The following is a 23,438-nucleotide window of genomic DNA, read 5'->3' as shown; positions in this document are numbered from 1 at the left end:
AGAGGATTTTTGTTAGTAATTCGCCAACGATAAGCGTATAATGCACATAGAACGATAGTTATCAAAAACGAAATACACGTACGCATACTAGGAAAAAGAAGTGACGAGTCACATTTTTTGAAAGCGTATACTTGGTTAAGAGGAGGATAAAAAATGTATGTAGCAAATCAGCAGCGATATGAAAAAATGACGTATCGAAAAACTGGAAAATCTGGGTTGAGATTGCCTTTGCTGTCTTTAGGATTATGGCAAAATTTTGGTGATTATGATCCTATAAGTAATCAACGGGAAATTTTACGTGGCGCCTTTGATATGGGGATCACACATTTTGATTTAGCCAATAACTATGGTGGACCAGCAGGAGCAGCAGAGAAAAACTTTGGTCGGATCTTTAAAGAAGACTTTCAAACGTATCGTGATGAAATGATCATTTCAACCAAAGCAGGTTATCACATGTGGGAAGGGCCTTATGGAGAATGGGGTTCCCGTAAATCGATCATTGCTAGTTGTGATCAAAGCCTCAAACGGATGGGGTTAGATTACGTAGATATCTTTTATCATCATCGTCCTGATCCAGATACACCTTTGGAAGAAACGGCAGAAGCGCTTATGCAATTAGTTCGTCAAGGGAAAACACTGTATATTGGGATCTCCAACTACAACGGGGAAGACACGAAGAAAATGTCTGCTATCTTACGTGAAATGAACGCTCCATTTATTATCCACCAAATGCGTTACAATATGTTTTCAAGAGAATTATTAGAAGAAGATTTAGCACCTGTTTTAGAAGAGACAGGTCTGGGAGCTATTACTTTTAGTCCTTTAGCGCAAGGGTTATTAACTAAACGCTATTTACATGGGATTCCAGAAGATTCTCGAGCCCATCGTAAAGAAATTCCTTTTCTATCAGAAGATCAAGTGACACCTACATTGGGTAAGATCAAGCAATTACAGGATTTAGCTGATTTGCGTGGACAGACGTTAGCACAAATGGCTTTAGCATGGAATCTACGACAAGAGTCAGTTACCAGTGTGCTTGTAGGCGCTAGTCGACTTAGTCAATTAGAAGAAAGTGTTCGGGTGATGGATAATCTTTCCTTCTCACCTGAAGAAGAACAGAAAATTGAACAAATCTTAGGACACTAATGAAAGCTGTTTTTTCCTTTTTCTCAGAAAAATAACGTAAAGGAGGAGTTGCCATGGCTCATCAAGATTACGTTCATCTGAAAACAATTGATACAGATATTCGTTCATTTATTTTACAAAAAAATAAGAAACTGACCATAGAGTCCCAAATCCCTTTTATTACTTTTATGAATTATCATTTTGAGTATATAAAAGAAAAAATCATTCAAGACCAGAATGAAACAAAAAAAATTAATCAAGAAATGCTAGAGCAGTTGAAAAATAAGCAAATCATTAGTCAAAATTTAAATACAACGATCAATCAAAAAGCGACTTTTGGTCAAAAATCAGCAGATGCAATTGCCAAGTTTGGTGGTAGTTGGCCGTTTATCTTTCTCTTTGTAGTGATTTTAGGTAGTTGGATCTTGTTGAATACGTTACATTTTTTTGGCCTATCATTTGATCGATATCCGTTCATTCTTTTGAACTTAGTGCTTTCTTGTTTAGCTGCTATCCAAGCACCGATCATTATGATGAGTCAAAACAGACAAGCAGCTAGAGATCGGATAGCAGCCGACCATGATTATCAAACAAACCTAAAAGCTGAGTTAGAAATTAGTTTGTTGCATGAAAAAATCGATTATTTGATGTCACAGCAATGGCAACAAATGCTGGAATTACAACAATTACAAATTGAGTTATTAACCCAATTAAATGAAAAATTCCAAGAAACGACAAAAAGTGAATAGTAGGACAAGCAGTTGAAAATAAGCTGGAATTCGCACAAAGGAGTCATTTTTGCGAAACTACGGCTTATTTTTTTTGATACCATGAATGAGCTACACAAATTTATCAGAGAAATGATCAACGTTTGCACACTAATTTTAGTGTGCAAAGAAAAAAGAAGTGTGCATCTATACAGTGTCCTCTTGAAAGCGTTAGCACGACAAGGGATTAAAGCGCTTTAAAAGTTGGCACGGTAATTGCTTTATATAAAAGTGTAAGATACAAGAAAGGGAAGTGTAGAAAATGGAAAAGAAAACAATCATGCTTGTATGCTCAGCTGGAATGAGTACTAGTTTATTAGTAACAAAAATGCAAAAAGCGGCAGAAGAAAAAGGAATCGAGGCTGATATCTTTGCAGTATCTGCTTCAGATGCAGACAATCAATTAGAATCAAAAAATGTAGACGTTTTACTTTTAGGTCCACAAGTACGTTTTATGCAAAATCAATTTGCTGAAAAATTAGCACCAAAAGGAATTCCTTTAGATGTAATCAATATGCAAGATTACGGAATGATGAACGGTGCCAAAGTATTAGAACAAGCAGAATCATTAATCAATAAATAATGGAGGAAACCAACAATGCAAGAGCAAAAAAATCTTGAAGCAATCATGGGTTTGATCATGTTTGGCGGAAATGCAAAAAGCGATGCAATGGAAGCGATTGCTGCAGCGAAAAAAGGAGATTTTGAGTTAGCTGATGCAAAAATCAAAGATGCGGAAGAATCTTTAGTGCAAGCTCATCACTCTCAAACAGAAATGTTAACACAAGAAGCACAAGGTAATCATATGGAAGTGACTTTATTAACGGTTCACAGCCAAGACCATCTGATGACTTCGATTGCATTTACAGATTTAGCAAAAGAAATCATTGATTTATATCGACGTTTAGATGCTTAAAGTAAACTGGTGAAATAGAAAAGAGGAAAGAAACATGGATAAATTTGTTGCATTTATGGAGAAACATTTTATACCTGTGGCATCAAAAATTGGTGCTCAACGTCATTTAGTAGCGATTCGTGATTCATTTATGGTCAGTATGCCTTTGATGATTTTAGGTGCGTTAGCAGTAATGATCAATAACTTGCCTATTCCTGGTTTCCAAGAATTAATGAATAAAATTTTTGGTGGCGAAGCTTGGAAAGGATTTGGCGCAGCTGCTTGGAATGGTACATTTGCGATTCTTTCAGTTTTGATCGCCTTTCTACTTGCTTATCATTTAGCAAATGGTTATCGTAAAGACGGCGTTTCTGCTGGAGTAATTTCTTTAGGTTCATTCTTCGCATTAGGCGGAGCGTTGGGCATGAGCTCAAATGGTTTATTTATTGCAATTATTGTTGGGATTATTTCAACAGAAATCTTTGTTCGTTTAAGTGGAAATGAAAAATTAATCATCAAAATGCCTGATGGCGTGCCACCAGCTGTAGCTAAAGCCTTTGCTTCATTATTACCTGCAATGATCACGATCTCATTCTTTGCTTTGATTGCTGCGATCTTTGCTGCATTTGGTGTAGATGATATCGTAGGCGCGTTTTATACAATTGTTCAAGAACCATTCATGGGACTAGCCAATTCTTATCCTTCAGCTTTGTTGTTAGCATTCATTACACCATTCTTATGGTTCTTTGGATTACACGGAGCAAATATGGTAGACCCTTTGATGCAAACAATCAATGCACCAGCAATCGAAGCGAATGTTAATGCGATTGCTGCTGGTCATAGCGCACCATACATTGTAAACAAACCTTTCTTTGATAGCTTTGTCAACTTAGGTGGTACAGGGGCAACATTAGGTCTGTTACTAGCGATTTATTTAGTGGGACGTAGAAATAAACCTTATATGGTTGTTACGAACTTGTCGATCGCACCAGGTGTTTTCAATATCAATGAACCAACAATGTTTGGTTTACCAATCGTATTGAACCCAATTATGTTTATTCCGTTTATTTTAACCCCAATGGTTTTAGTATCTGTTGCTTATTTTGCTACTGCTACCGGACTAGTTCCAGCTGCAACGGTGATGCCACCATGGGTAACACCACCAGTAATCGGTGGGGTATTAGCAACAAAAAGTATCGCTGGCGGTGTCTTAGCTGCTATCAACTTAATCTTATCTGTCTTGATTTACCTACCATTTGTGAAAGTAGCGACAGTTCAAGAAAAAAGAAAAGAAGCATTAAACGGCTAAAAGCACATAAAAGAAAGAAACAGCACATACAATCAAAAGTAGCTATTCTTTAGTGAAAAGATCTTGTTTCGTTTAATGAGCGATCAAAAAAAACAGTTGTCTGACAGAGGTCATGACAACTGTTTTTTTTTGGATAAATGGCTCAAGGATTGCTTTCTTTTTTCTTAGTGAAAAAGAAGGATAAAAGGAGGTTTTTTTGGAGTTTAAAAAAACCATTTCGATAACAAGCGTGCTATAATAGTGCAAATGTATAGGGGAGTGAAAGGACGAAATGAAAGGTTATGAGTTGGTTAAGATCAGAGAAAGACCTGAATGGTTGGAACAGGCAGCGCAATGGTTTACGTCAAAATGGCATCTTCCGCTTTCCTTTTACCAAGAGAGCATGGAAGATTCTCTTCAATCATCTAACGCTGTTCCTCAATGGTATATAGTCGTGACGTCAGAACAAAAAATTATCGCTGGAGCAGGGGTCATCGCGAATGATTTTCATGATCGTCCAGATTTGACTCCGAATGTTTGTGCATTGTTTGTTGAAAAAGAGTATCGTAATCAAGGAATTGCCAAAGAGATTTTATCATTTATTCGAGAGGATATGGGAGCGCTTGGGATTTCGCAGCTCTATGTAGCGACTGACCATACAGGTTTTTATGAAAGATATGAGTGGGAATATCTGACGACGGTACAAGATAATGAAGGGATCCCGGTTTATTTATATCAACTAGCGATTTTTACAACGTGACCGGAGTTGATTACTCAAAAGGGTTCTTTGTCTGAGCAGTAATCTTTTGTTTCTGGTGAGCAATGCCAAGAAAAATCGGAAATTGTTTCTTGATGCTATTTTTGTTGGTATATTGGTTATTCGAGTATTATTTAGTGGACGGTACTATTTTTTAGCTAAAAAAAAATTCCAGGAGCAATAGAAAGTTCTATCAGTCCTGGAATTTAGAATGGTTGATTTGTTGGAAAAGCATGAATGAGCTCGCTGTCCTAAATAGGCGTTCCGTCTTTTTACCGAAAAATTAGGAAGCTTTCTTATTCATTCTTTTTTTCGCTCTTTTTTTGTTTTTTTTTCTCGTCATAGATGAAGACATTACGTACTATTTTCAAAATAGGACGTGCAGTCAAAAAGATCGCTCCTACTAGATAACAATAGGTACTATAACGGTCTGGAATATCTGTTAACAACGCTACGCTTCCAAAAATATAAAAAATCCCTGTTAATAAATCAACTGCAAGAGACAATAATGTATAGCGGTTCTGGAAATAAAGACGAAAACGTTGTCCAGCAATTTCGATATCTTCTTCTTTCCCAATATCTATTTCATGGCTTTTTCGTTTTATTTCTGGCATCTCTCACTCACCTATCTGTGAACAAAGCTAAGGTTTCAAAACAACTTTGATATTTTTATCTTCTTTTTTGTCAAAAATCTCGTATGCTCGGGCAGCATCAGCTAAAGGCATCGCATGTGTGATGATTTGGGTTGGATCGAACAGACCCGCAGCAATCATCTCGTAAATTTTAGGCATCAAATGAACAATCGGTGCCTGACCATGCTTCACTGTGATATCTCTCATGAAAAATTCTTGTAGTGGGTACGAAGAAGCTGGGGTCATATAAACACCAGTGATTTGTACGGTTCCAAATTTTTTGACAGCTTGCGCAGCCATTTGGATCGGTGAAATCGTCCCGCTTTGCAAACTAACGAGATTCTTAGCTTTTTCTTTCACTGGTTCCAAGCCATCCATCCCTACACAATCAATGATGACATCAGCGCCACCTTTTGCTAATTCGTAAAGTTCTTTCCCAGCAGACTGAGTATCTTCTAACAAATAAGTTTCTACATGATTGTAACGAGCGGCTTTATCAATACGATGTTGGACCGGATCGACAGCAATCACTCGCTCTGCTCCTGCCATAGCGGCAAATTTTTGTGCAAACAACCCAACTGGTCCTGAACCTAAGACCACTACAGTATCGCCTTTTTTTACGTTGGCATTTTGAACGCTCCAATAAGCAGTTGGAAGGATATCAGATAAGAAAAGGACTTTTTCGTCTGCAAGATCATTGTCAGGTACGATAAACGAAGTGCTATCAGCAAACGGTACCCGAAGATACTCAGCTTGACCACCCCAATGATTCCCATTTAAACGGCCAAAGCCAAATAAACCACCATAAAGTTGATCTGGATTTGAGCGATCACATTGACTTTCCATCTCATGGGTACAGAAATGACAATGCCCACAACTAATATTAAAAGGAATAACGACCCGCTGTCCCTTTTTTAGTTTTTTTACTGCAGGACCTACTTCTTCAACGATCCCCATTGGTTCATGACCAACGACATATCCTTTTTCTAAGACAGCCTCCCCATGATGATAGAGGTGAAGATCCGATCCGCAAATCGCAGTAGCGGTAATTCGAATAATAGCATCTGTCGGTTCCACGATTTTTGGATCATCTACGTTTCTGATTTCCATTTTTTGGTTTCCTTGCCAGGTAACAGCTTTCATGAAATAAAACTCCTTTCTTCAAACCCTATAACATGTCATTTTTTGAACGAACAGCTAATTTCATTCTAAAGGAGGAGCTGGCTTTTGAGTAGTGAAACGCTTTTAGTAAAGGGAAAATCACTTTAAAATAACTAGTGTATTATTTGGTTTACATTGAGAAGCTTTATAGTTAGAAGTATAATTAAATTATGTTGATTTCTTAGGTTAAGTAAATAACAGATTAAAAAATAGATCAAAAGGGAGGTTATTTGTGATAAAAGAAAAAAAGGGAGAACAAATCAGAAAACTGATGGTCACATTTGCTTGTTCAGTGACTTTGTTTGTGATTATTTCCGTAGGAATCATTCAAGTGACGTTTTTTGATCAGGCGTATTTACTCGGTCAAATCGAAAAAACAAAGTATAGCGAATTGGTCCTCGCAGAAGCTGCTCAGAATTTTCGGAAAGAAAACACAGAAGAAAGTGAATTTTCAGAGGTCGTTGCAACGGCACTTTCACCAAGTTTTGTCGAAGAAGCCCTTCGACCATTTATCCAACATACATATGAAGAAACAAATTATGAGCTAAGAGACAGCAATGAGGTGAGTGAGAAAATTGCTCAGGCTGTGGCTACAATTGCAACAAAAAAACAACTGACTATCGATAAAGAGGAGAAAAATAAAATCGAGACAATGATCTTTATTTACATGTATCACTTCCAAAGTGCATTAGGTGATCGATACTTGACTATTTTTATCGAAAACATCGTGTCTGCTCGAAAAATAGTGGTACCTCTTTTTTACATCTGTCTGGGTCTATTGGCGTTTTGGCTAGTCTATTTATATCGGGTAATTAACAAAACACCCTTTTCTTTCCTGCGTTACGGTATGTTTATTTTGGGAACAACTGGAAGTATGTTTTGCGTTTTAGCAGGATTGCTTTATATACAAGACGTTTTACATAATATAGCTTTTCATTCACAAGCGACTTTACAATTAATGACACATTACGTGCAAGATCTACTGATGTATCCAGCGATTATTGGGGGCATTCTTTTGTCTTGTGCTGTATTATTCGGTGGGGGAAGTAAGCTTCTGCAGAAACGGCAAAATAAAAAGTGGCTGAAAACTGGAAGCAGTACCTTAAAAAAAGCCTAAGATAATAGCTAAATAAAAATCATTCGTTGAATGATGAAATACTAAAAAACGACTGTCACTCCCGTTACTAGGAAGTGACAGTCGTTTTTTGTTGCGGTTGTTCCTTGTTGATAGCTTATTGCATCGATCATTCAAACATTTTCTTAGCAGCACGCATCAATGTAGGTATATCTTTGTCATATCTTGGTGTTTTAACAAGACGTGACATTGGAATACCAGCAAAATGGAAAGCAGCGATCTCGCCAGAGCGTACGGCACTTTGTTCCGTAAAGATCATTTGATAAGGTTGTTCGACAAATTCTCCAGTAAATGCCAAGTTCGTTGAGTGTTGAGGAATCACTTTTGGTCGGTCGCTTTTTGCTCGATTATTAAATAATGCAGAAGCATAAGGCATATACACAGGAATATTATTCACAACGCTATCAAAAATCTCGGTTTCCTTCGTTCGAATATTTTCAGGACCAGGATCGACTTTAGAAAGTTGTCCGATCAATTCTTCTAACATTTCTTTCCCAGTCATCTTGATATATTGCTTATCCACAAATTCTCCACGACGTCGAGGGTATAAGAAATATCCCCAAATGACGGTTTCGTTTGGTTTTTGTGAAGTAAAATGTGGTTGGTGATGAACGACGATCGACATGTTGACATCTTTTTGTCCGAGTGGCGTGATTGGTGTAGTGGAGATAAATGAATTCAATGCATTACCAGGGACTTGTGTCGTGATCCGAGTAATTTCATTTAAAAGCAAATGATCCTTAGTTGTTAAAGTGAAACTGACCCATTCACTGGCATCACGATCGGCAAAAAATTTGTCAGGGTTACCTAAATTATAGAAACGTTCACTGGCTTTCTTCCACAAGCTAGAAGCAGCACCATAATCCATATTTTCAACAGCTGGTGTATCGTAGTCACCTAGTGTAGCCGAATCAGTAATTGATCCGTTAGTGAAAAGCACACCCGTATCACCATCAACCACGACGTGTTCTTCCTCATTGGTTAACGTGTTGATCATTTTTAAGCCAGTCACTGTAATTTCATCTTGCATCGGAGTTTCTTTGAATTCCCAATCGACTACGCGGCGGTTCAAAATGATTTGACATCCTTGGTCTTTTAAATAATTGATCAATGGCAACATGATACTTTCATACTGATTGTAGCGAGTTCGGTTTACTCCTACCAAATGTTCGATTTGTGTAAATTCATAAATCATTTGATGCATATAGCGACGAAGTTCTTGGGCAGAACTACGAGTACGAAAAGCAAAAGTTGTTTCCCACATAAACCAAAAGTTTGTCTCAAAGAAGTGAGGATCATCTTTAAAGTATTCTTCAATTGTGACATTATCTAATTTTTCTTCTTCTGAATCAGGCATGGCGATCAGCTTAGTCAATAACAAACGATCTTTATTGTTAAATCCTAGTTTGCCTCCGTCAATAATTCCTTTGCCGCCTTCCATCAAACGTGCTTTATCAAATGTTCGGTGTTTTGCATCAAAATCTCTAGTATCTTCAGCCGCAGTCATTCCTGGTTCGGTGACAGAGGGGATTCGGCTTAAGAGATCCATCAAATCCACGTATGTTCGATAATTGAGCATACGTCCACCACGGGCGATATAGCCCTTTTTGTTTTCTAAGGGATGATTTTTATTCCAATATTCATCGACAACGGTATCCGTTGGGGCACCATCATTGGAGCCATGGTCATCTAAAGAATAAAACGTAATCTGATCACCACGCCAGTTTCCTTCTTGAATCAAATAAACAGCAGCTGCCATATTGGCGATTCCAGCGCCAATCATTATTGCTTTACTTTTTCTCATTGTGATTCCTCCAGTATTTTACAAGTGAACAGTCTGACGATTCGTTTCTTTGACTAGATCGATTCAAATTCATCATACAAATGACGATCATCTTCTAACAAGCCTGTCTTTTTACCAAGATAAACAGCACCCAATGTTAATATGCCTAGTCCAATACCTAGTTTGATCCATTTTTTACTCATAAGATGTTCCTCCTTTGTTTTTTCTCTCGTCCTTCTATGTAAAAGGATAGAACCTTTCATTCTAATTGCCAAATGATAGGGTAACCAAATATCCGAACTTTGGACAGATTGAACAGAGTGTCTAATTTTGAGCAGAAGTAAGTCAATGGAATCGAAAAGTTGGTCAGCTGAAAAAATGGAAAGCTTGGGAAGAAAATCAAGATTGGCAGAAAATCTGGAAAGAATGGTTTGCCAGATAGCAATGAAAGGATATGTAAGAGGTTTGTGTTATTTTATATCTGATGAATCATTAGGTAATTAGAATTATTTTTTTAAAAAAGTTTCATTAGATTTGATTTTAAAATCAAAATTCTAAATAAAATGCTTTCAAAAATAAAAATCGCATAAAAATTTTGTGTTATAGTAAAACTGTTAAAAATTCTATATATAACAAAAAAAGGCAAAATAAAAAAGCACCGAGACAGTGCTTGCTTTAAAAGCTGATAACGGACAATGCCTTATTTTAACTCGCTATGTTGATTTGAATGCTACCAACAAATTGATTATAGCATAATACCAAAGAGTTACAAGTAGAAAAAGAAAATCACTTTGTCTAACTATTCATGATGGTTGGCAATTGTAAAGAAGACAACTTGCTAAGTTGTGTAAATGTTAAAAGAAGGGATGGATAGTGAATGACAAAGGACTATACGATTGGTTTAGATATAGGAACCAATTCTGTGGGCTGGGCGGTACTAACAGATGATTATCAATTAATGAAAAGGAAAATGAGCGTTCACGGAAATACTGAAAAAAAGAAAATCAAAAAAAATTTTTGGGGCGCACGATTATTTGATGAAGGTCAAACAGCGGAGTTTAGAAGAACTAAGCGAACGAATCGCCGAAGATTGGCTCGCAGAAAATATCGACTCAGCAAATTACAAGATCTTTTTGCTGAAGAACTCTGCAAACAAGATGACTGCTTTTTTGTACGTTTGGAAGAAAGCTTCTTAGTTCCAGAAGAAAAACAATACAAACCAGCATCGATTTTCCCCACGTTAGAGGAAGAAAAAGAATATTATCAAAAATATCCGACAATCTATCATTTGCGCCAAAAGTTAGTCGATTCAACGGAAAAAGAAGATCTCCGATTGGTTTATCTGGCATTGGCTCATCTATTGAAATATCGTGGTCATTTTTTGTTTGAAGGAGACTTGGATACGGAGAATACCTCTATTGAAGAAAGCTTTCGTGTTTTTTTAGAACAGTATGGCAAACAATCAGATCAACCACTAATCGTTCACCAACCCGTTTTAACTATTTTGACAGATAAATTATCGAAGACGAAAAAAGTGGAAGAAATCCTCAAATATTATCCTACAGAAAAAATCAACAGCTTTTTTGCTCAATGTTTAAAATTGATCGTTGGGAATCAAGCGAACTTTAAACGTATATTTGATTTGGAAGCAGAAGTAAAACTCCAATTTTCAAAGGAAACCTATGAAGAAGATCTGGAGTCTTTGTTAGAAAAAATCGGTGATGAGTACCTAGATATCTTTTTGCAAGCGAAGAAAGTCCATGATGCGATCTTATTATCAGAGATTATTTCTTCAACTGTCAAACATACGCAAGCAAAACTGTCTTCAGGGATGGTCGAACGGTATGAACGGCATAAAGCTGATTTGGCAAAATTCAAACAATTCGTGAAAGAAAACGTACCGCAAAAAGCAACGGTTTTTTTCAAAGATACCACCAAAAATGGTTATGCTGGTTATATCAAAGGAAAAACAACCCAAGAAGAATTTTATAAATTCGTCAAAAAAGAGCTAAGTGGGGTAGTAGGAAGTGAGCATTTTCTAGAAAAAATCGATCAAGAAACCTTTTTATTGAAACAACGTACTTATACCAATGGGGTTATTCCTCATCAAGTACATCTAATAGAATTGAAAGCGATCATTGATCAACAAAAACAACATTATCCATTTCTAGAAGAAGCAGGACCAAAAATCATTGCGTTATTCAAATTTCGAATCCCTTATTATGTCGGTCCTTTGGCAAAAGAACAAGAGGCTAGTTCTTTTGCTTGGATCGAGCGGAAAACAGCTGAAAAAATCAATCCGTGGAATTTTTCAGAAGTCGTAGATATCGAAAAATCAGCGATGCGTTTTATTCAAAGAATGACAAAGCAAGATACGTATTTACCGACAGAAAAAGTACTTCCTAAAAATAGCTTACTTTATCAAAAATATATGATTTTCAATGAACTAACCAAAGTGAGCTATAAAGATGAACGAGGTGTGAAACAGTATTTTTCTGGTGATGAGAAACAGCAGATTTTTAAACAGTTGTTTCAAAAAGAGCGAGGGAAAATCACTGTCAAAAAATTACAAAACTTTTTGTATACGCATTACCATATTGAAAATGCCCAGATTTTTGGTATTGAAAAAGCATTTAATGCTTCGTATAGCACGTATCATGATTTTATGAAATTAGCAAAAACAAACCAAAAAGCCATGCAAGAGTGGTTGGAACAGCCCAAAATGGAACCGATTTTTGAGGATATCGTAAAAATACTCACCATTTTTGAAGACCGTCAAATGATTAAACATCAATTAAGTAAGTATCAAGAAGTCTTCGGTGAAAAGTTGCTCAAGGAATTTGCAAGAAAACATTACACTGGCTGGGGAAGATTCTCAGCTAAATTGATCCATGGCATCAGAGATCGAAAAACGAATAAAACGATCCTTGATTATCTAATCAACGATGATGACGTCCCGGCTAACCGTAACCGTAATTTGATGCAGCTGATCAATGATGAGCATCTATCTTTTAAAGAAGAAATTGCAAAAGCAACGGTGTTTTCTAAACATAAATCATTAGTTGACGTCATACAAGACTTACCAGGAAGTCCGGCGATCAAAAAAGGAATTTGGCAAAGTCTTAAAATCGTGGAAGAACTGATTGCGATCATTGGATACAAACCAAAGAATATCGTGATCGAAATGGCAAGAGAAAACCAAAAAACGCATCGGACGAAACCACGTCTTAAAGCTTTAGAAAATGGGTTGAAACAGATAGGAAGCACGTTATTAAAAGAACAGCCAACAGATAACAAAGCGCTCCAAAAAGAACGGTTGTACCTGTACTATTTGCAAAATGGCAGAGATATGTATACGGGAGAACCGCTAGAAATCGAGAATCTTCACCAATACGAAGTGGATCATATCATACCGAGAAGCTTTATTGTGGATAATTCAATTGATAACAAGGTGTTAGTTGCTAGTAAACAAAATCAAAAGAAGCGCGACGATGTGCCGAATAAACAAATAGTCAACGAGCAACGGATCTTTTGGAATCAACTGAAAGAAGCCAAATTGATTAGTCCCAAAAAATATGCGTATTTAACCAAAATTGAACTGACACCAGAAGATAAAGCCCGTTTTATTCAGCGGCAATTAGTCGAAACGAGACAAATCACGAAACATGTTGCGAATATTTTACATCAATCTTTTCATCAGGAAGAGGAAGGAACAGATTGTGATGGGGTACAGATCATTACGCTAAAAGCAACATTGACGAGCCAATTCAGACAAACTTTTGGGCTTTATAAAGTACGTGAGATCAATCCACATCATCATGCGCATGATGCGTATTTAAATGGTTTCATTGCGAATGTTTTGTTAAAACGGTACCCTAAATTAGCACCTGAATTTGTCTATGGAAAGTATGTCAAATATAGTTTAGCAAGAGAAAATAAAGCTACCGCTAAAAAAGAATTTTATTCCAATATTTTAAAGTTCCTTGAATCAGACGAACCGTTTTGCGATGAAAATGGGGAAATTTATTGGGAAAAAAGCCATCATCTCCCACGGATCAAAAAAGTTCTTAGCTCCCATCAAGTGAATGTAGTGAAAAAAGTCGAACAACAAAAAGGTGGTTTCTATAAGGAAACGGTCAATTCAAAAGAAAAACCTGATAAACTGATCGAACGGAAAAATAATTGGGATGTGACGAAGTACGGTGGTTTTGGAAGTCCAGTCATTGCCTATGCCATTGCGTTTGTTTATGCCAAAGGGAAGACACAAAAGAAAACCAGGGCAATTGAAGGAATTACCATCATGGAACAAGCGGCTTTTGAAAAAGATCCGACTACATTTTTAAAAGAAAAAGGCTTTCCTCAGGTGACAGAGTTTATCAAATTGCCAAAATATACCTTGTTTGAGTTTGATAATGGGCGCAGAAGATTCCTGGCAAGTCACAAGGAGTCGCAAAAAGGGAATCCTTTCATCTTATCGGACCAATTAGTAACCTTGTTATACCATGCGCAACATTATGACAAAATCACCTATCAAGAAAGTTTTGATTACGTCAATACTCATCTTTCTGATTTCTCAGCCATCTTAACCGAAGTTCTCGCTTTTGCAGAAAAGTATACACTTGCGGATAAAAATATAGAGCGAATTCAAGAACTCTATGAAGAAAACAAATATGGAGAGACTTCGATGATCGCACAATCCTTTTTGCAGTTGTTACAGTTCAATGCGATAGGTGCTCCAGCAGACTTTAAATTTTTCGGAGTAACGATCCCTCGAAAACGTTATACCAGCTTAACAGAGATTTGGGATGCTACGATCATTTACCAGTCGGTCACTGGTTTATACGAAACGAGGATAAGGATGGGTGACTTATGGGCTGGCGAACAGTAGTAATCAATACCCATTCTAAACTGACTTATGCAAATAATCATCTGGTATTTAAAAATGCGCAAAAAACGGAAAAAATCCATTTGTCTGAGATCGATATCCTTATTTTAGAAACAACCGATATCACGATCACGACAATGTTGTTGAAGCGTTTAACAGATGAAAAAATCTTAGTGATATTTTGCGATGACAAGCGATTGCCGTCATCGCAATTATTCTCCTATTATGGGCGACATGATAGTAGTTTGCAGTTATCTAAACAAATTCAGTGGGAATCGGACTTGAAGGGCATAGTTTGGACAACGATCATTGCCCAAAAGATCCATAACCAATGTCGTTTTTTACAAGAAAATGATTTTGTTGAAAAGGCATCTGCGCTTTCCAAGTTATCAGAAGAATTGGAAACATTTGATCCGACGAATCGTGAAGGGCATGCGGCAAGAATCTACTTTCAAACGTTGTTTGGTAATCAATTCACGCGGGAGGAGTCGAATGAAATCAATGCGGGGTTAGATTATGGTTATACGCTGCTAATGAGTTTGTTTGCAAGAGAAATCGTTAAAAATGGTTGTATGACACAATTTGGTTTAAAACATGCGAACCAATTTAATGATTTTAATCTAGCAAGTGACTTGATGGAACCATTTCGTCCGCTAGTTGATCAAATTGTTTATACATATCGTGATCAACCTTTCCCGATTATCAAAAGAAGGCTGTTTGATTTGTTTTCACAAAAGTATTTATATGGGAAAAAAGAAATGTTCTTAACGAATATCGTGACGGATTACACCAATAAAACGATTAAAACATTGAATAATGAAGGGAAAGGAGTTCCTTATTTCGGAATATGAGTTATCGTTACATGAGAATGTTATTAATGTTTGATCTGCCGACAGAGACGAGCGATGATCGAAAAGTTTATCGAAGGTTCAGAAAGTTTTTACTGAGTGAAGGCTTTATCATGCATCAATTTTCAGTATATAGTAAGTTGTTGTTGAACGGTACTGCTAATCAAGCGATGCTCGGTCGATTAAAAGCCCATCATCCTAAAAAGGGCTTAGTTACCTTACTAACGGTCACTGAAAAACAATTTTCACGAATGGTTTATTTGTGTGGGGAAAAAGACCTGAGTCCAGCTAATTCAGACGAACGAGTCATTTTTTTAGGAGAGGATGTGGAGGATGAACCTTAACTTTTCTTTATTAGAACAACCGATAAGCTTTGAAAAAGCGCTGATTTTTGTAATTGAAGATGTGGAAGTTTTTTCAAAAGTCGTTCATGGAGTTTACCAGTATGGTGAAAATAGCATGTTAAAGTTTTTCAATGATAAATTACAGCTACTCAAACCATCAGAATTGATGGTTGTGACGGATATCTTAAGTTTTGATAGCCAAGCTCCAACTACATTGAAGCTGATCTATGCTGACTTAGAGCAACAATTAAATGAAAACATCGAACTAAAATCAAGGATTGATCAATTAACCACCAAGGTTCAGGAATGGATTAGTGAGGAACTCTTAGAACATGAATTAGATTTAGTCTGTAAAGAAATGAGTATGGTTGAGCTATTCAAAGCATTAAAAATAAGAATTACGACGCAACCAGAATCAATTTTTCAAAAAATAATGGAGATTTTACAGATTTATAAGTATCTAGTGAAAAAGAAATGCTTGGTTTTTATTAATGTTGGAGCGTACTTAACAACCACAGAAATGGCTGAACTACAGGAATATATTTCTTTGTGTCATATGCCTGTCCTTTTTATCGAACCACGAAAAATAAAAGGATTGAAGCAAACTGTTTTAGATCAAGACTATTTTTTGTGTGAAGAAATGTGGTAAAATAAGAACAATCAAAATAACAAAAAAACAGCATGAATGAGCATTCAAGACGAAAGTTTTGCTATGGACGAGTAGCGCGATTACGAGATCTTGTAAGAAAAAATTTTTTCTGCGAGGTTTTAGAGCTATGTTGTTTTGAATGCTTCCAAAACTAAGGGTTCAACGCAGTACACATTGAGTTTGTTTTAGAGCTATGTTGTTTTGAATGTTTCCAAAATGTAGAAGCGTTGTGCTTTACTCGATCGCTGTTTTAGTTTTGTGTTATTTTGAGTGCTGACCTCATCAACTATGATAAGAGGTAGCTTTAGAGTTATGTTGTTTTGAATGAATGAAGATGAGAGTGGGACAATAGTCAGAAAAAAATCTGATTATTGCCCCATTTTTTTTTGATTTTAAGGTACACAAAAAGCACACAACCTTGTATGATTAAAGTGCCTAAACAAAAATCAAAGGAGTGTGCCTTATGTTTAAAAATTATACCATCAACCAAACAACTTTACCACTAGATGTAGAACATTATATTCCAGAAACGGATGTTGCCTTTGCGGTTCACTCGTTAGTAGAAGCAATCCCGCAAGCGCTCTTCAACCAAATTGAACAACAGCTGGGACGTCCAGCCTATCACCCCAAAATGATGTTGAAAATTCTTCTTTATGCCTACACGCAACGTGTTTTTTCTGGCAGAAAGATCGAATTTTTATTAGACGATAGTTACCGTATGCGTTGGCTAGCCAATCATGAACAAGTGAGTTACCGCACGATCAATCGATTCAGAAGTCAGGAAACGACAGCTCAGCTTCTAGCAGAGGCTTTTGTGTTGTTTCGCCGTCAACTGATAACCAATCAAGTGATAGATAATGAAGCCATCTTCGTTGACGGTACGAAAATTGAAGCAGACGCCAATAAGTTCAGCTTTGTTTGGCGTAAAGCCACCACTCGGTGTGAACGGTTGTTAGATGAAAAATCAGAAGCTTTTTATCAAACGCTTTATCAAGAGGAAATTCTTCCTTGCTTAAAAGAAGAAAGTCAATCCGATGGATTGACGAGCGACCAGTTAGAAGAAGTCGCTCATCATTTAGAAGCTGAACTCCATGAAACACAAGTACAATTAACACATGAAAAATGCAAAGAAAAGCAAAGTCAACTAAAGAAAAAAAGAAGAATGTATAAAAAATATCTCCGACAGGTACAAACGGATTATCTGCCAAGAAAACAAAAGTATGAACGGTATGCTCAACTATTTCAAGAACGAAATAGCTTTTCAAAAACAGATACTGATGCCACCTTTATGCGGATGAAAGACGATTATATGCGAAATGGACAGCTCAAGCCAGGTTATAATTTACAAATCGCCACCGAAAATCAGTATGTTTTGAGCTATGAATTATTTCCAAATCCCACAGACACCAAAACATTGAATCCATTTTTAGACAGTTTTTTAGACCGACATAAGGAGTTACCGGAGTACATTGTGGCAGATGCAGGGTATGGTAGCGAAGAAAATTACATGTATATCAACGATGTTCTACATAAAACTCCCTTAATTACATATGGCAGTTATCACAAAGAAAATAAAAAGAAGTACAAGGATAATCCGTTTAACGTGGAGAATTGGCGTTATCTTGAAGAACAAGACACCTATATTTGCCCAGCGAATCGTCCGGTACCGTTCAAAAATTATAGTCGCAGAAAAGATAAAGGTGGCTTTATTCGAGATTTCAAAATCTATGAATGTGAGGATTGTCGGAACTGTTCAGTTCGTCGTCAATGTACGCGTGCGAAAAGTGAACAAAAGCGAAAAATTCAAGTAAATAATAATTGGCGCTATTTCAAAGCAGAATGCAGAAAAAAGCTTTTAGAGGAGAAAACTGGTTCGATTTATCGGAAACGAAAAATTGATGTCGAACCCGTGTTCGGACATCTAAAGGCTCATTTGGCGTTCCATCGTTTCCATTTGCGTGGGAAACAAGGAGCAACGATTGATATTGGTTTGGCACTGATGGCATTAAATTTAAGAAAATTAGGAAAATATATGGAGAGGAAAGTGCGCAAAACAGAAAAAATAAGTTCTATTTTGACAATAAACATCAAAATCGAACTTATTTTCTTTTTGAGAAAGAACTATTGTCCCACTCTCTCTTTTTTTACTTATATATAGGAAAGTGTCTTCAGTTGTTGAATCTGCTAAGTTTTGATCATTGAAAGGGGGAATCGTGCCTTTTAAAAATGAATGGATATGTTTACGGAACAGGACACAATTGTTCAGTCTTTTCAGCATTGAAACGAATTTATTTTCTCAAAGAAAAGATGAGTTGCTAATTTCGTGCTTTTTCTCTATCATCAAACAGTAGGCATTTGTTCGTGAACTAAAATGAATGTGAGAGGGGACAGTGAGATGTTTGATACAAATTTGATAACTTATTTGGACTGGTTGATCGCAATTTTGAATATTGCTTCAATCATTATTTTGCTGGTAGGGATTTTTTTAGTCTTAAAAAATCTTTTTGACTGGCACCCACTGAAAAAAGACTACGAACAGCGTAATTTCCGAAATGCGGAAGTACGCAAATTATTGGCTAGTTATATTTTGCTGAGTCTAGAGGTGCTAGTGGTAGCAGATATCATTGAATCAGTTATCAAACCAACTTGGACAGATATTTTAAAATTAGCAGTGATCATCATTATTCGAACGATTATTTCCTATTTCTTGAATTTAGAAACACAAGATAAAAAGCAAGTAAAGGTAGGAACACATAATGGAAATTAATTTGATCGAGAAACTTGCCCCTTATTTGGAACTATTAGTCATCGTATTAGACGTTTTTGCTATTTTAATCATTCTCTGGGGTGCCTGGTTAGCTATCAAAGATTTTCTCTACTTTTCTTTTACGGAACGAAGAATCAAAGCAGAGCGGATTAACCAAAACAATGCAATCAAAAAAATGTTAGGTGGCTATATCTTGTTGAGTTTAGAAGTCCTGATCTCAGCTGGTATCATTGAGTCCATTATCAAACCAACCTTGGAAGATGTCTTCCAGTTAGCTGCTTTGGTTGTGATCCGAACGATCATTTCGTTCTTTTTAAATAAAGAAATCGGCTCGGATGCACGACAATAAGTTATAAGTATCACTCAACTCGTTTATTATGGTGCGCCAACGTAGAAACATTTGCAATATAGAAAAAATCTCAAAACGACTTTCCATGTTTTGAGATTTTTTGTTTTGCTTTTTAATTGCCTAACATCGGCCAGTTTATAGAACGAACGTTATTAAACAGTTGTGCTAACAACTTGGTTTCTTAACTGGAAGCTGGCTTTCAGTGAAGCATACGCCGGCTTTTCCTAGCACGGCTTATCGAACTGCTTGAACTGCCCAGACAATCGATTTTTCAATTGTGTCTACGGAAACGGGAACAATTGTCGGAAACTGTTCTGCTTCTGGCGTATAGAGAGTTTTTTCACATAAAATTCGAGTGTTTTCTTGTTGTGCAGCACTTTTTATCGCTTCGTCTAAGTGCTGATAAACAACGGGATCGACTTCCATATCGAAAGTAGTGACGGACTCTAAGGCTTCTCGGTAAATCAGATATTTTACGTCTGAGTTGGTAACGATACGGACGTGGAGTTTTGTTTTATTAATGCGTAAAATGCCACTTAATTCAATAACGAAAGCGTCCAAACAATTGATTTTAAGTCGTAGTCTATAAGGTAATTGGGCTAACCATTGGTTGAATAAAGGCTGTATTTCGGCTAATAAGGATTGCTGTTCTGGGGACAAAAGATAAAATTTTTCAGGTACAAAGAGTTGATAATTATCCCATGCGGTGCGCATCAAACGAATTAAAGCGCGTTCGAATGCTCGGTTACCGATGAATTTTCGATTGAAATAGCTTTCAAACTGGATAATCAGTTGCTTGATTGATTGGCTATCTTCAATGAAAACTTGATGGAGGTGACAGAAGTCTTCTTCGATTGCTTGGTAAGAATTGAAGCCATAATCACTGAGATTAAATAAGATCAAAGCAAAGTATACTTCATTTTCTTGATAATAATGTTTTAGTTTAGTTGTATGCCATGCATCCATCACATATTGATAAATGGGGCGTTTTTGAAGTTCGGCTATAAAATCTTGTTCAATCGATAAGGGATGCCTTTTTTGAGACAAATAGCTGATCAACAATCCAATACGTAAGATCTCACGGTTGTCTTTATCGTAGATACGCCTACTATTAAAGGTTACCGATTCGATAAATTCATCTATTGCCAGGAAGTAGTCTGCTGGAAGTGTTGGGATCTTCAAGGTACCCGTTCGATAAGTCACATTCAATAATAATAAACGACGTTCGATCTCCGTAAATCGTGGAGAGTGGTGTTGGATTTGAATGTCACAATCTTCAAAATAAGCAAGTACTTGTTTTTTTAATGAATACGCTTTGCTAACAGAAATATACTCGATTTCAGTCAGTTGGAGATAATCAGGTTCATTTTCAAGATATAACTGACAAGTTTTAAGAAATAAAGAAGGGCGTGCTAATTTTTGTATCAGGCGAAAACGAGGGATCGTAGGATCAAAATACAAGGAACAAGTATCTTTTTCTCGTTGGCTATAGATGATCTCATCCTTGAGTTCAGTTCGAATCGCTTTGATGTCATTGAGTAACGTTGTTTTGCAGACTTGTAATAAATGGGATAGTTCGTCTAAATCGATTTCTTTTTTGTGATAGAATTGACCGCAAAGAAATAACTGGCGTAAAATATTTTTTTCCAAATAGTATTCAAACATTAAAACTCCTCCGCTTTGTAGATGGTTGAACAATGTACCATTCATTATGCCATGATTTAAAGTTTAAAACACCTTTATTTTTTTTCATATGAATGAAAAAGCTTGTGTTGACAAGCTTTTTTGTTATAAAACGATGTTTTATAAAAATATAAAGAGAAAAAATTCTTGTGAAAAAAATACAATAAAAGTAAAAAATGGATGAGTAAACGGATAAATAAAATAATTATTTTTTTAATATACGTATTTATTTTTAAACACACTTAAGAAACAACAGTTTTTTATCTCATGTTTTTATAAAATATTCGTTATTATGAGTAGAAAATTCTGAAAAATCAGACTTTCTTTATTTTTTTCTAAAAAAAGGGGTTATTTTACAATGTTATAAAAAAAATTATCTCATTTTTTGTTCTATAGTCAGTAGTGTGATACAGATGGATGGTTTCATCTGCAGTTACAAAATCGTTGGCCAACGAGAACAATATGGAGGTAATAGACATGAAAGATATGGATATCAAAGCCGTCTTTATTGGCGACAAATCAGAAAATGGCGCATTTTACAAAATGCAATTGAACAAGATGGTCGATGAACATTTAGGCTGGAGAGAGAATTATCTTCCTGGTGACGTTGCAGCCATTAGTGAAGCCGACAAACAAGCACCTCGATATATCGCCACTCGTGAGCATATGGTGGAAGTCTTGGATGAAGTCAGTCAACGGATGCGTGCAGGATCAATCCCTTGGCATTCTGCTGGGCGTTATTGGGGTCAAATGAACGCTGAGACATTGATGCCTGCCTTGCTTGCTTATAACTTTGCTATGCTTTGGAATCCGAATAATGTGGCATTGGAATCTTCTATGGCAACTTCACAAATGGAGGCAGAAGTAGGGCAAGATTTTGCTGATTTATTCAATATGACCGGTGGCTGGGGCCATATCACAGCAGATGGCTCGATCGCAAACCTTGAAGGTCTTTGGTATGCACGTTGTATCATATCTATTCCCCTTGCAGTGAAGGAAGTTTATCCTGAAAAAGTCAAAGATAAAACAGATTGGGAACTATTGAATCTTTCTGTCGAAGAAATCTTAGAAATGGTTGGAACCTTCAGTGATGAAGAATTAGATGCTGTCAAAGCAGCTTCATCTCGTAGTGGGAAACACCTCCAAGAACTTGGCAAATGGTTAGTGCCACAAACGAAGCATTATTCATGGATGAAAGCTTTAGACATTTGCGGGATTGGGTTAGATCAAATGATCGCTATCCCAGTTCAAGAAGATTATCGTATGGATGTTGCTATTTTAGAAAAAACGATCCGTGAATTAGCCGCACAAAAGATTCCAGTCCTAGGTGTGGTAGCGGTCGTTGGGACTACGGAAGAAGGCCAAGTGGATAGTGTAGATAAAATCGTCGAATTGCGAGAAAAATTATACAAAGAAGGAATTTATTTCTATCTTCACGTTGACGCAGCTTATGGCGGATATGCACGTGCATTGTTCTTAAATGAAGCAGGCGAGTTTGTACCTTATGAATCTCTGCCAGACTTTTTTGAAGAACATCATGTATTTAATTATGATGTTTCCATTGATCAAAGTGTTTACGATGGGTTCAAAGCAATCTCTGAGGCAGATTCGGTCACGATCGATCCGCATAAAATGGGCTATGTTCCTTATGCTGCTGGAGGTATCGTAATCAAACACAAAGAAATGCGCAACATTATTTCCTATTTTGCTCCTTATGTTTTTGAAAAATCAGTAAAAGCACCGGACATGTTAGGCGCCTATATTTTAGAAGGATCAAAAGCCGGGGCAACGGCTGCTGCTGTTTGGACTGCTCATCGTGTATTGCCATTGAACATTACTGGTTATGGTCAATTGATTGGTGCCTCGATTGAAGCAGCTCAACGTTTCCGAGCATTTTTAGAACAATTGAGCTTTACCATCAAAGGGAAAACGATTGAAGTTTATCCTTTGAATCATCCAGATTTTAATATGGTCAATTGGGTATTTAAAGTCAAAGGATGCACGGATTTAAAAACGATCAATGAATTGAATGAAAAAATGTTCAATCGTTCTTCTTATATGGAAGGGGATGTTTATAGTGAACATTTCATTACTTCACATACGACCTTTATGAAAGAAGAATATGGAGATTCCCCACTTCCTTTCATTGAACGGATAGGTCTTTCGAAAGAAGAATGGCAAAAAGAACAAAAAGTGACATTGCTAAGAGCGGCAATTATGACACCATATCTTAATGATGACAAGATTTTCGAGTTCTATACGCAAGGCATTACCAAAGCCATGGAAAAGACACTCAATGAAATCTTATAACAATAAAAATTAACCGATAAACTGTCTAGTGAAGAACGGTGTTACAGGAAGCTATGATCA

21 protein-coding genes are annotated in these 23,438 nt (G+C 36.6%); 16 read left to right on the top strand and 5 right to left on the bottom strand.

What is annotated here, in order from left to right:
* Positions 1-153 precede the first annotated feature (153 nt).
* From IGJ18_RS12380 to IGJ18_RS12355, 6 genes are all read left to right on the top strand, one after another.
* The gene (locus IGJ18_RS12380; protein ID WP_438843390.1) at positions 154-1,146 is read left to right on the top strand and encodes an aldo/keto reductase; all 993 of its coding nucleotides are present in this window, start codon (positions 154-156) and stop codon (positions 1,144-1,146) included.
* Between the two features lie 53 nt (positions 1,147-1,199).
* Positions 1,200-1,874 (top strand): DUF1003 domain-containing protein, encoded by a 675-nt coding sequence (locus IGJ18_RS12375; RefSeq protein WP_081128849.1) that lies wholly within the window; start codon positions 1,200-1,202, stop codon positions 1,872-1,874.
* Positions 1,875-2,154: 280 nt separating this feature from the next.
* Positions 2,155-2,475: a PTS sugar transporter subunit IIB gene (locus IGJ18_RS12370; protein ID WP_010721003.1), complete on the top strand. Its 321-nt coding sequence runs from the start codon at positions 2,155-2,157 to the stop codon at positions 2,473-2,475.
* Between the two features lie 15 nt (positions 2,476-2,490).
* A complete protein-coding gene (locus IGJ18_RS12365) occupies positions 2,491-2,808 on the top strand; it encodes a PTS lactose/cellobiose transporter subunit IIA (protein ID WP_010721002.1) in 318 nt (105 codons plus the stop codon).
* A 34-nt stretch (positions 2,809-2,842) separates the two neighbouring features.
* Positions 2,843-4,096 carry a PTS sugar transporter subunit IIC gene (locus IGJ18_RS12360; protein ID WP_010721001.1) on the top strand — a complete coding sequence of 418 codons (1,254 nt, stop codon included), beginning with the start codon at positions 2,843-2,845 and terminating at the stop codon, positions 4,094-4,096.
* A 271-nt stretch (positions 4,097-4,367) separates the two neighbouring features.
* Positions 4,368-4,835 carry a GNAT family N-acetyltransferase gene (locus IGJ18_RS12355; RefSeq protein ID WP_010721000.1) on the top strand — a complete coding sequence of 156 codons (468 nt, stop codon included), beginning with the start codon at positions 4,368-4,370 and terminating at the stop codon, positions 4,833-4,835.
* A gap of 293 nt (positions 4,836-5,128) precedes the next feature.
* On the opposite strand, the gene IGJ18_RS12350 is transcribed toward IGJ18_RS12355, so the two are convergent.
* Positions 5,129-5,446, bottom strand: a complete 318-nt coding sequence (locus IGJ18_RS12350; protein ID WP_010720999.1) for a YrhK family protein — start codon at positions 5,444-5,446, stop codon at positions 5,129-5,131.
* 27 nt (positions 5,447-5,473) lie between these two features.
* Positions 5,474-6,607: an alcohol dehydrogenase catalytic domain-containing protein gene (locus IGJ18_RS12345; RefSeq protein WP_010737002.1), complete on the bottom strand. Its 1,134-nt coding sequence runs from the start codon at positions 6,605-6,607 to the stop codon at positions 5,474-5,476.
* A gap of 250 nt (positions 6,608-6,857) precedes the next feature.
* Between IGJ18_RS12345 and IGJ18_RS12340 the strand changes: the two genes are divergently transcribed.
* Entirely contained in the window at positions 6,858-7,742 is an 885-nt protein-coding gene (locus IGJ18_RS12340) for a hypothetical protein (protein WP_438843389.1), read from the top strand.
* A 127-nt stretch (positions 7,743-7,869) separates the two neighbouring features.
* Here IGJ18_RS12340 and IGJ18_RS12335 read toward each other — a convergent pair whose 3' ends face one another.
* Together IGJ18_RS12335 and IGJ18_RS12330 are read right to left on the bottom strand one after the other, a co-directional pair.
* Positions 7,870-9,564: an oleate hydratase gene (locus IGJ18_RS12335; RefSeq protein ID WP_010720996.1), complete on the bottom strand. Its 1,695-nt coding sequence runs from the start codon at positions 9,562-9,564 to the stop codon at positions 7,870-7,872.
* 53 nt (positions 9,565-9,617) lie between these two features.
* Positions 9,618-9,746: a hypothetical protein gene (locus IGJ18_RS12330; protein ID WP_010720995.1), complete on the bottom strand. Its 129-nt coding sequence runs from the start codon at positions 9,744-9,746 to the stop codon at positions 9,618-9,620.
* A 145-nt stretch (positions 9,747-9,891) separates the two neighbouring features.
* On the opposite strand from IGJ18_RS12330, the gene IGJ18_RS12325 reads away from it, so the two are divergent.
* The 8 genes from IGJ18_RS12325 to IGJ18_RS12290 all read left to right on the top strand — a co-directional run bounded on the left by IGJ18_RS12325 (position 9,892) and on the right by IGJ18_RS12290 (position 19,385).
* Positions 9,892-10,047: a hypothetical protein gene (locus IGJ18_RS12325; RefSeq protein ID WP_161440159.1), complete on the top strand. Its 156-nt coding sequence runs from the start codon at positions 9,892-9,894 to the stop codon at positions 10,045-10,047.
* Between the two features lie 373 nt (positions 10,048-10,420).
* Positions 10,421-14,431: a type II CRISPR RNA-guided endonuclease Cas9 gene (gene cas9, locus IGJ18_RS12320; protein WP_438843388.1), complete on the top strand. Its 4,011-nt coding sequence runs from the start codon at positions 10,421-10,423 to the stop codon at positions 14,429-14,431.
* The gene (gene cas1, locus IGJ18_RS12315; RefSeq protein WP_438843387.1) at positions 14,413-15,279 is read left to right on the top strand and encodes a type II CRISPR-associated endonuclease Cas1; all 867 of its coding nucleotides are present in this window, start codon (positions 14,413-14,415) and stop codon (positions 15,277-15,279) included. The genes cas9 and cas1 overlap by 19 nt, the downstream gene beginning before the upstream one ends.
* A complete protein-coding gene (cas2, locus tag IGJ18_RS12310) occupies positions 15,276-15,620 on the top strand; it encodes a CRISPR-associated endonuclease Cas2 (protein WP_010720992.1) in 345 nt (114 codons plus the stop codon). The genes cas1 and cas2 overlap by 4 nt, the downstream gene beginning before the upstream one ends.
* On the top strand, positions 15,610-16,269 hold the full coding sequence (gene csn2, locus IGJ18_RS12305; RefSeq protein WP_438843386.1) for a type II-A CRISPR-associated protein Csn2: 660 nt from the start codon (positions 15,610-15,612) through the stop codon (positions 16,267-16,269). Before cas2 ends, csn2 begins: the two co-directional genes overlap by 11 nt.
* A gap of 463 nt (positions 16,270-16,732) precedes the next feature.
* On the top strand, positions 16,733-18,427 hold the full coding sequence (locus IGJ18_RS12300; RefSeq protein ID WP_438843385.1) for an IS1182 family transposase: 1,695 nt from the start codon (positions 16,733-16,735) through the stop codon (positions 18,425-18,427).
* A gap of 237 nt (positions 18,428-18,664) precedes the next feature.
* Positions 18,665-19,036 (top strand): DUF1622 domain-containing protein, encoded by a 372-nt coding sequence (locus IGJ18_RS12295; RefSeq protein WP_010720990.1) that lies wholly within the window; start codon positions 18,665-18,667, stop codon positions 19,034-19,036.
* Positions 19,026-19,385 (top strand): DUF1622 domain-containing protein, encoded by a 360-nt coding sequence (locus IGJ18_RS12290; protein ID WP_010720989.1) that lies wholly within the window; start codon positions 19,026-19,028, stop codon positions 19,383-19,385. Before IGJ18_RS12295 ends, IGJ18_RS12290 begins: the two co-directional genes overlap by 11 nt.
* Positions 19,386-19,619: 234 nt before the next feature.
* Here IGJ18_RS12290 and IGJ18_RS12285 read toward each other — a convergent pair whose 3' ends face one another.
* Complete coding sequence (locus tag IGJ18_RS12285) at positions 19,620-21,050, bottom strand: helix-turn-helix domain-containing protein (RefSeq protein ID WP_438843383.1); 1,431 nt, start codon at positions 21,048-21,050, stop codon at positions 19,620-19,622.
* Positions 21,051-21,545: 495 nt separating this feature from the next.
* On the opposite strand from IGJ18_RS12285, the gene tdc reads away from it, so the two are divergent.
* Positions 21,546-23,378, top strand: coding sequence for a tyrosine decarboxylase (gene tdc / locus IGJ18_RS12280; RefSeq protein WP_438843382.1), 1,833 nt, complete (start codon positions 21,546-21,548; stop codon positions 23,376-23,378).
* Positions 23,379-23,438 lie beyond the last annotated feature (60 nt).

The sequence above is a fragment of the Enterococcus sp. AZ078 genome, assembly GCF_051714985.1.
GTDB lineage: Bacteria > Bacillota > Bacilli > Lactobacillales > Enterococcaceae > Enterococcus_B > Enterococcus_B hirae.
This window is presented reverse-complemented; position numbering and strand designations above follow the sequence as displayed.

What these genes read in the sequence shown, in the direction of transcription:
- IGJ18_RS12380 (WP_438843390.1), top strand. Translation starts at nt 154, where the DNA reads ATGTATGTAGCAAATCAGCAGCGATATGAAAAAATGACGTATCGAAAA.
- IGJ18_RS12285 (WP_438843383.1), bottom strand. Translation starts at nt 21,050, where the DNA reads ATGTTTGAATACTATTTGGAAAAAAATATTTTACGCCAGTTATTTCTT.
- IGJ18_RS12345 (WP_010737002.1), bottom strand. Translation starts at nt 6,607, where the DNA reads ATGAAAGCTGTTACCTGGCAAGGAAACCAAAAAATGGAAATCAGAAAC.
- IGJ18_RS12355 (WP_010721000.1), top strand. Translation starts at nt 4,368, where the DNA reads ATGAAAGGTTATGAGTTGGTTAAGATCAGAGAAAGACCTGAATGGTTG.
- tdc (WP_438843382.1), top strand. Translation starts at nt 21,546, where the DNA reads ATGAAAGATATGGATATCAAAGCCGTCTTTATTGGCGACAAATCAGAA.
- IGJ18_RS12360 (WP_010721001.1), top strand. Translation starts at nt 2,843, where the DNA reads ATGGATAAATTTGTTGCATTTATGGAGAAACATTTTATACCTGTGGCA.
- IGJ18_RS12365 (WP_010721002.1), top strand. Translation starts at nt 2,491, where the DNA reads ATGCAAGAGCAAAAAAATCTTGAAGCAATCATGGGTTTGATCATGTTT.
- IGJ18_RS12335 (WP_010720996.1), bottom strand. Translation starts at nt 9,564, where the DNA reads ATGAGAAAAAGTAAAGCAATAATGATTGGCGCTGGAATCGCCAATATG.
- IGJ18_RS12300 (WP_438843385.1), top strand. Translation starts at nt 16,733, where the DNA reads ATGTTTAAAAATTATACCATCAACCAAACAACTTTACCACTAGATGTA.
- cas2 (WP_010720992.1), top strand. Translation starts at nt 15,276, where the DNA reads ATGAGTTATCGTTACATGAGAATGTTATTAATGTTTGATCTGCCGACA.
- cas9 (WP_438843388.1), top strand. Translation starts at nt 10,421, where the DNA reads ATGACAAAGGACTATACGATTGGTTTAGATATAGGAACCAATTCTGTG.
- IGJ18_RS12325 (WP_161440159.1), top strand. Translation starts at nt 9,892, where the DNA reads ATGGAATCGAAAAGTTGGTCAGCTGAAAAAATGGAAAGCTTGGGAAGA.
- IGJ18_RS12290 (WP_010720989.1), top strand. Translation starts at nt 19,026, where the DNA reads ATGGAAATTAATTTGATCGAGAAACTTGCCCCTTATTTGGAACTATTA.
- IGJ18_RS12330 (WP_010720995.1), bottom strand. Translation starts at nt 9,746, where the DNA reads ATGAGTAAAAAATGGATCAAACTAGGTATTGGACTAGGCATATTAACA.
- IGJ18_RS12295 (WP_010720990.1), top strand. Translation starts at nt 18,665, where the DNA reads ATGTTTGATACAAATTTGATAACTTATTTGGACTGGTTGATCGCAATT.
- IGJ18_RS12350 (WP_010720999.1), bottom strand. Translation starts at nt 5,446, where the DNA reads ATGCCAGAAATAAAACGAAAAAGCCATGAAATAGATATTGGGAAAGAA.
- csn2 (WP_438843386.1), top strand. Translation starts at nt 15,610, where the DNA reads ATGAACCTTAACTTTTCTTTATTAGAACAACCGATAAGCTTTGAAAAA.
- IGJ18_RS12370 (WP_010721003.1), top strand. Translation starts at nt 2,155, where the DNA reads ATGGAAAAGAAAACAATCATGCTTGTATGCTCAGCTGGAATGAGTACT.
- IGJ18_RS12375 (WP_081128849.1), top strand. Translation starts at nt 1,200, where the DNA reads ATGGCTCATCAAGATTACGTTCATCTGAAAACAATTGATACAGATATT.
- cas1 (WP_438843387.1), top strand. Translation starts at nt 14,413, where the DNA reads ATGGGCTGGCGAACAGTAGTAATCAATACCCATTCTAAACTGACTTAT.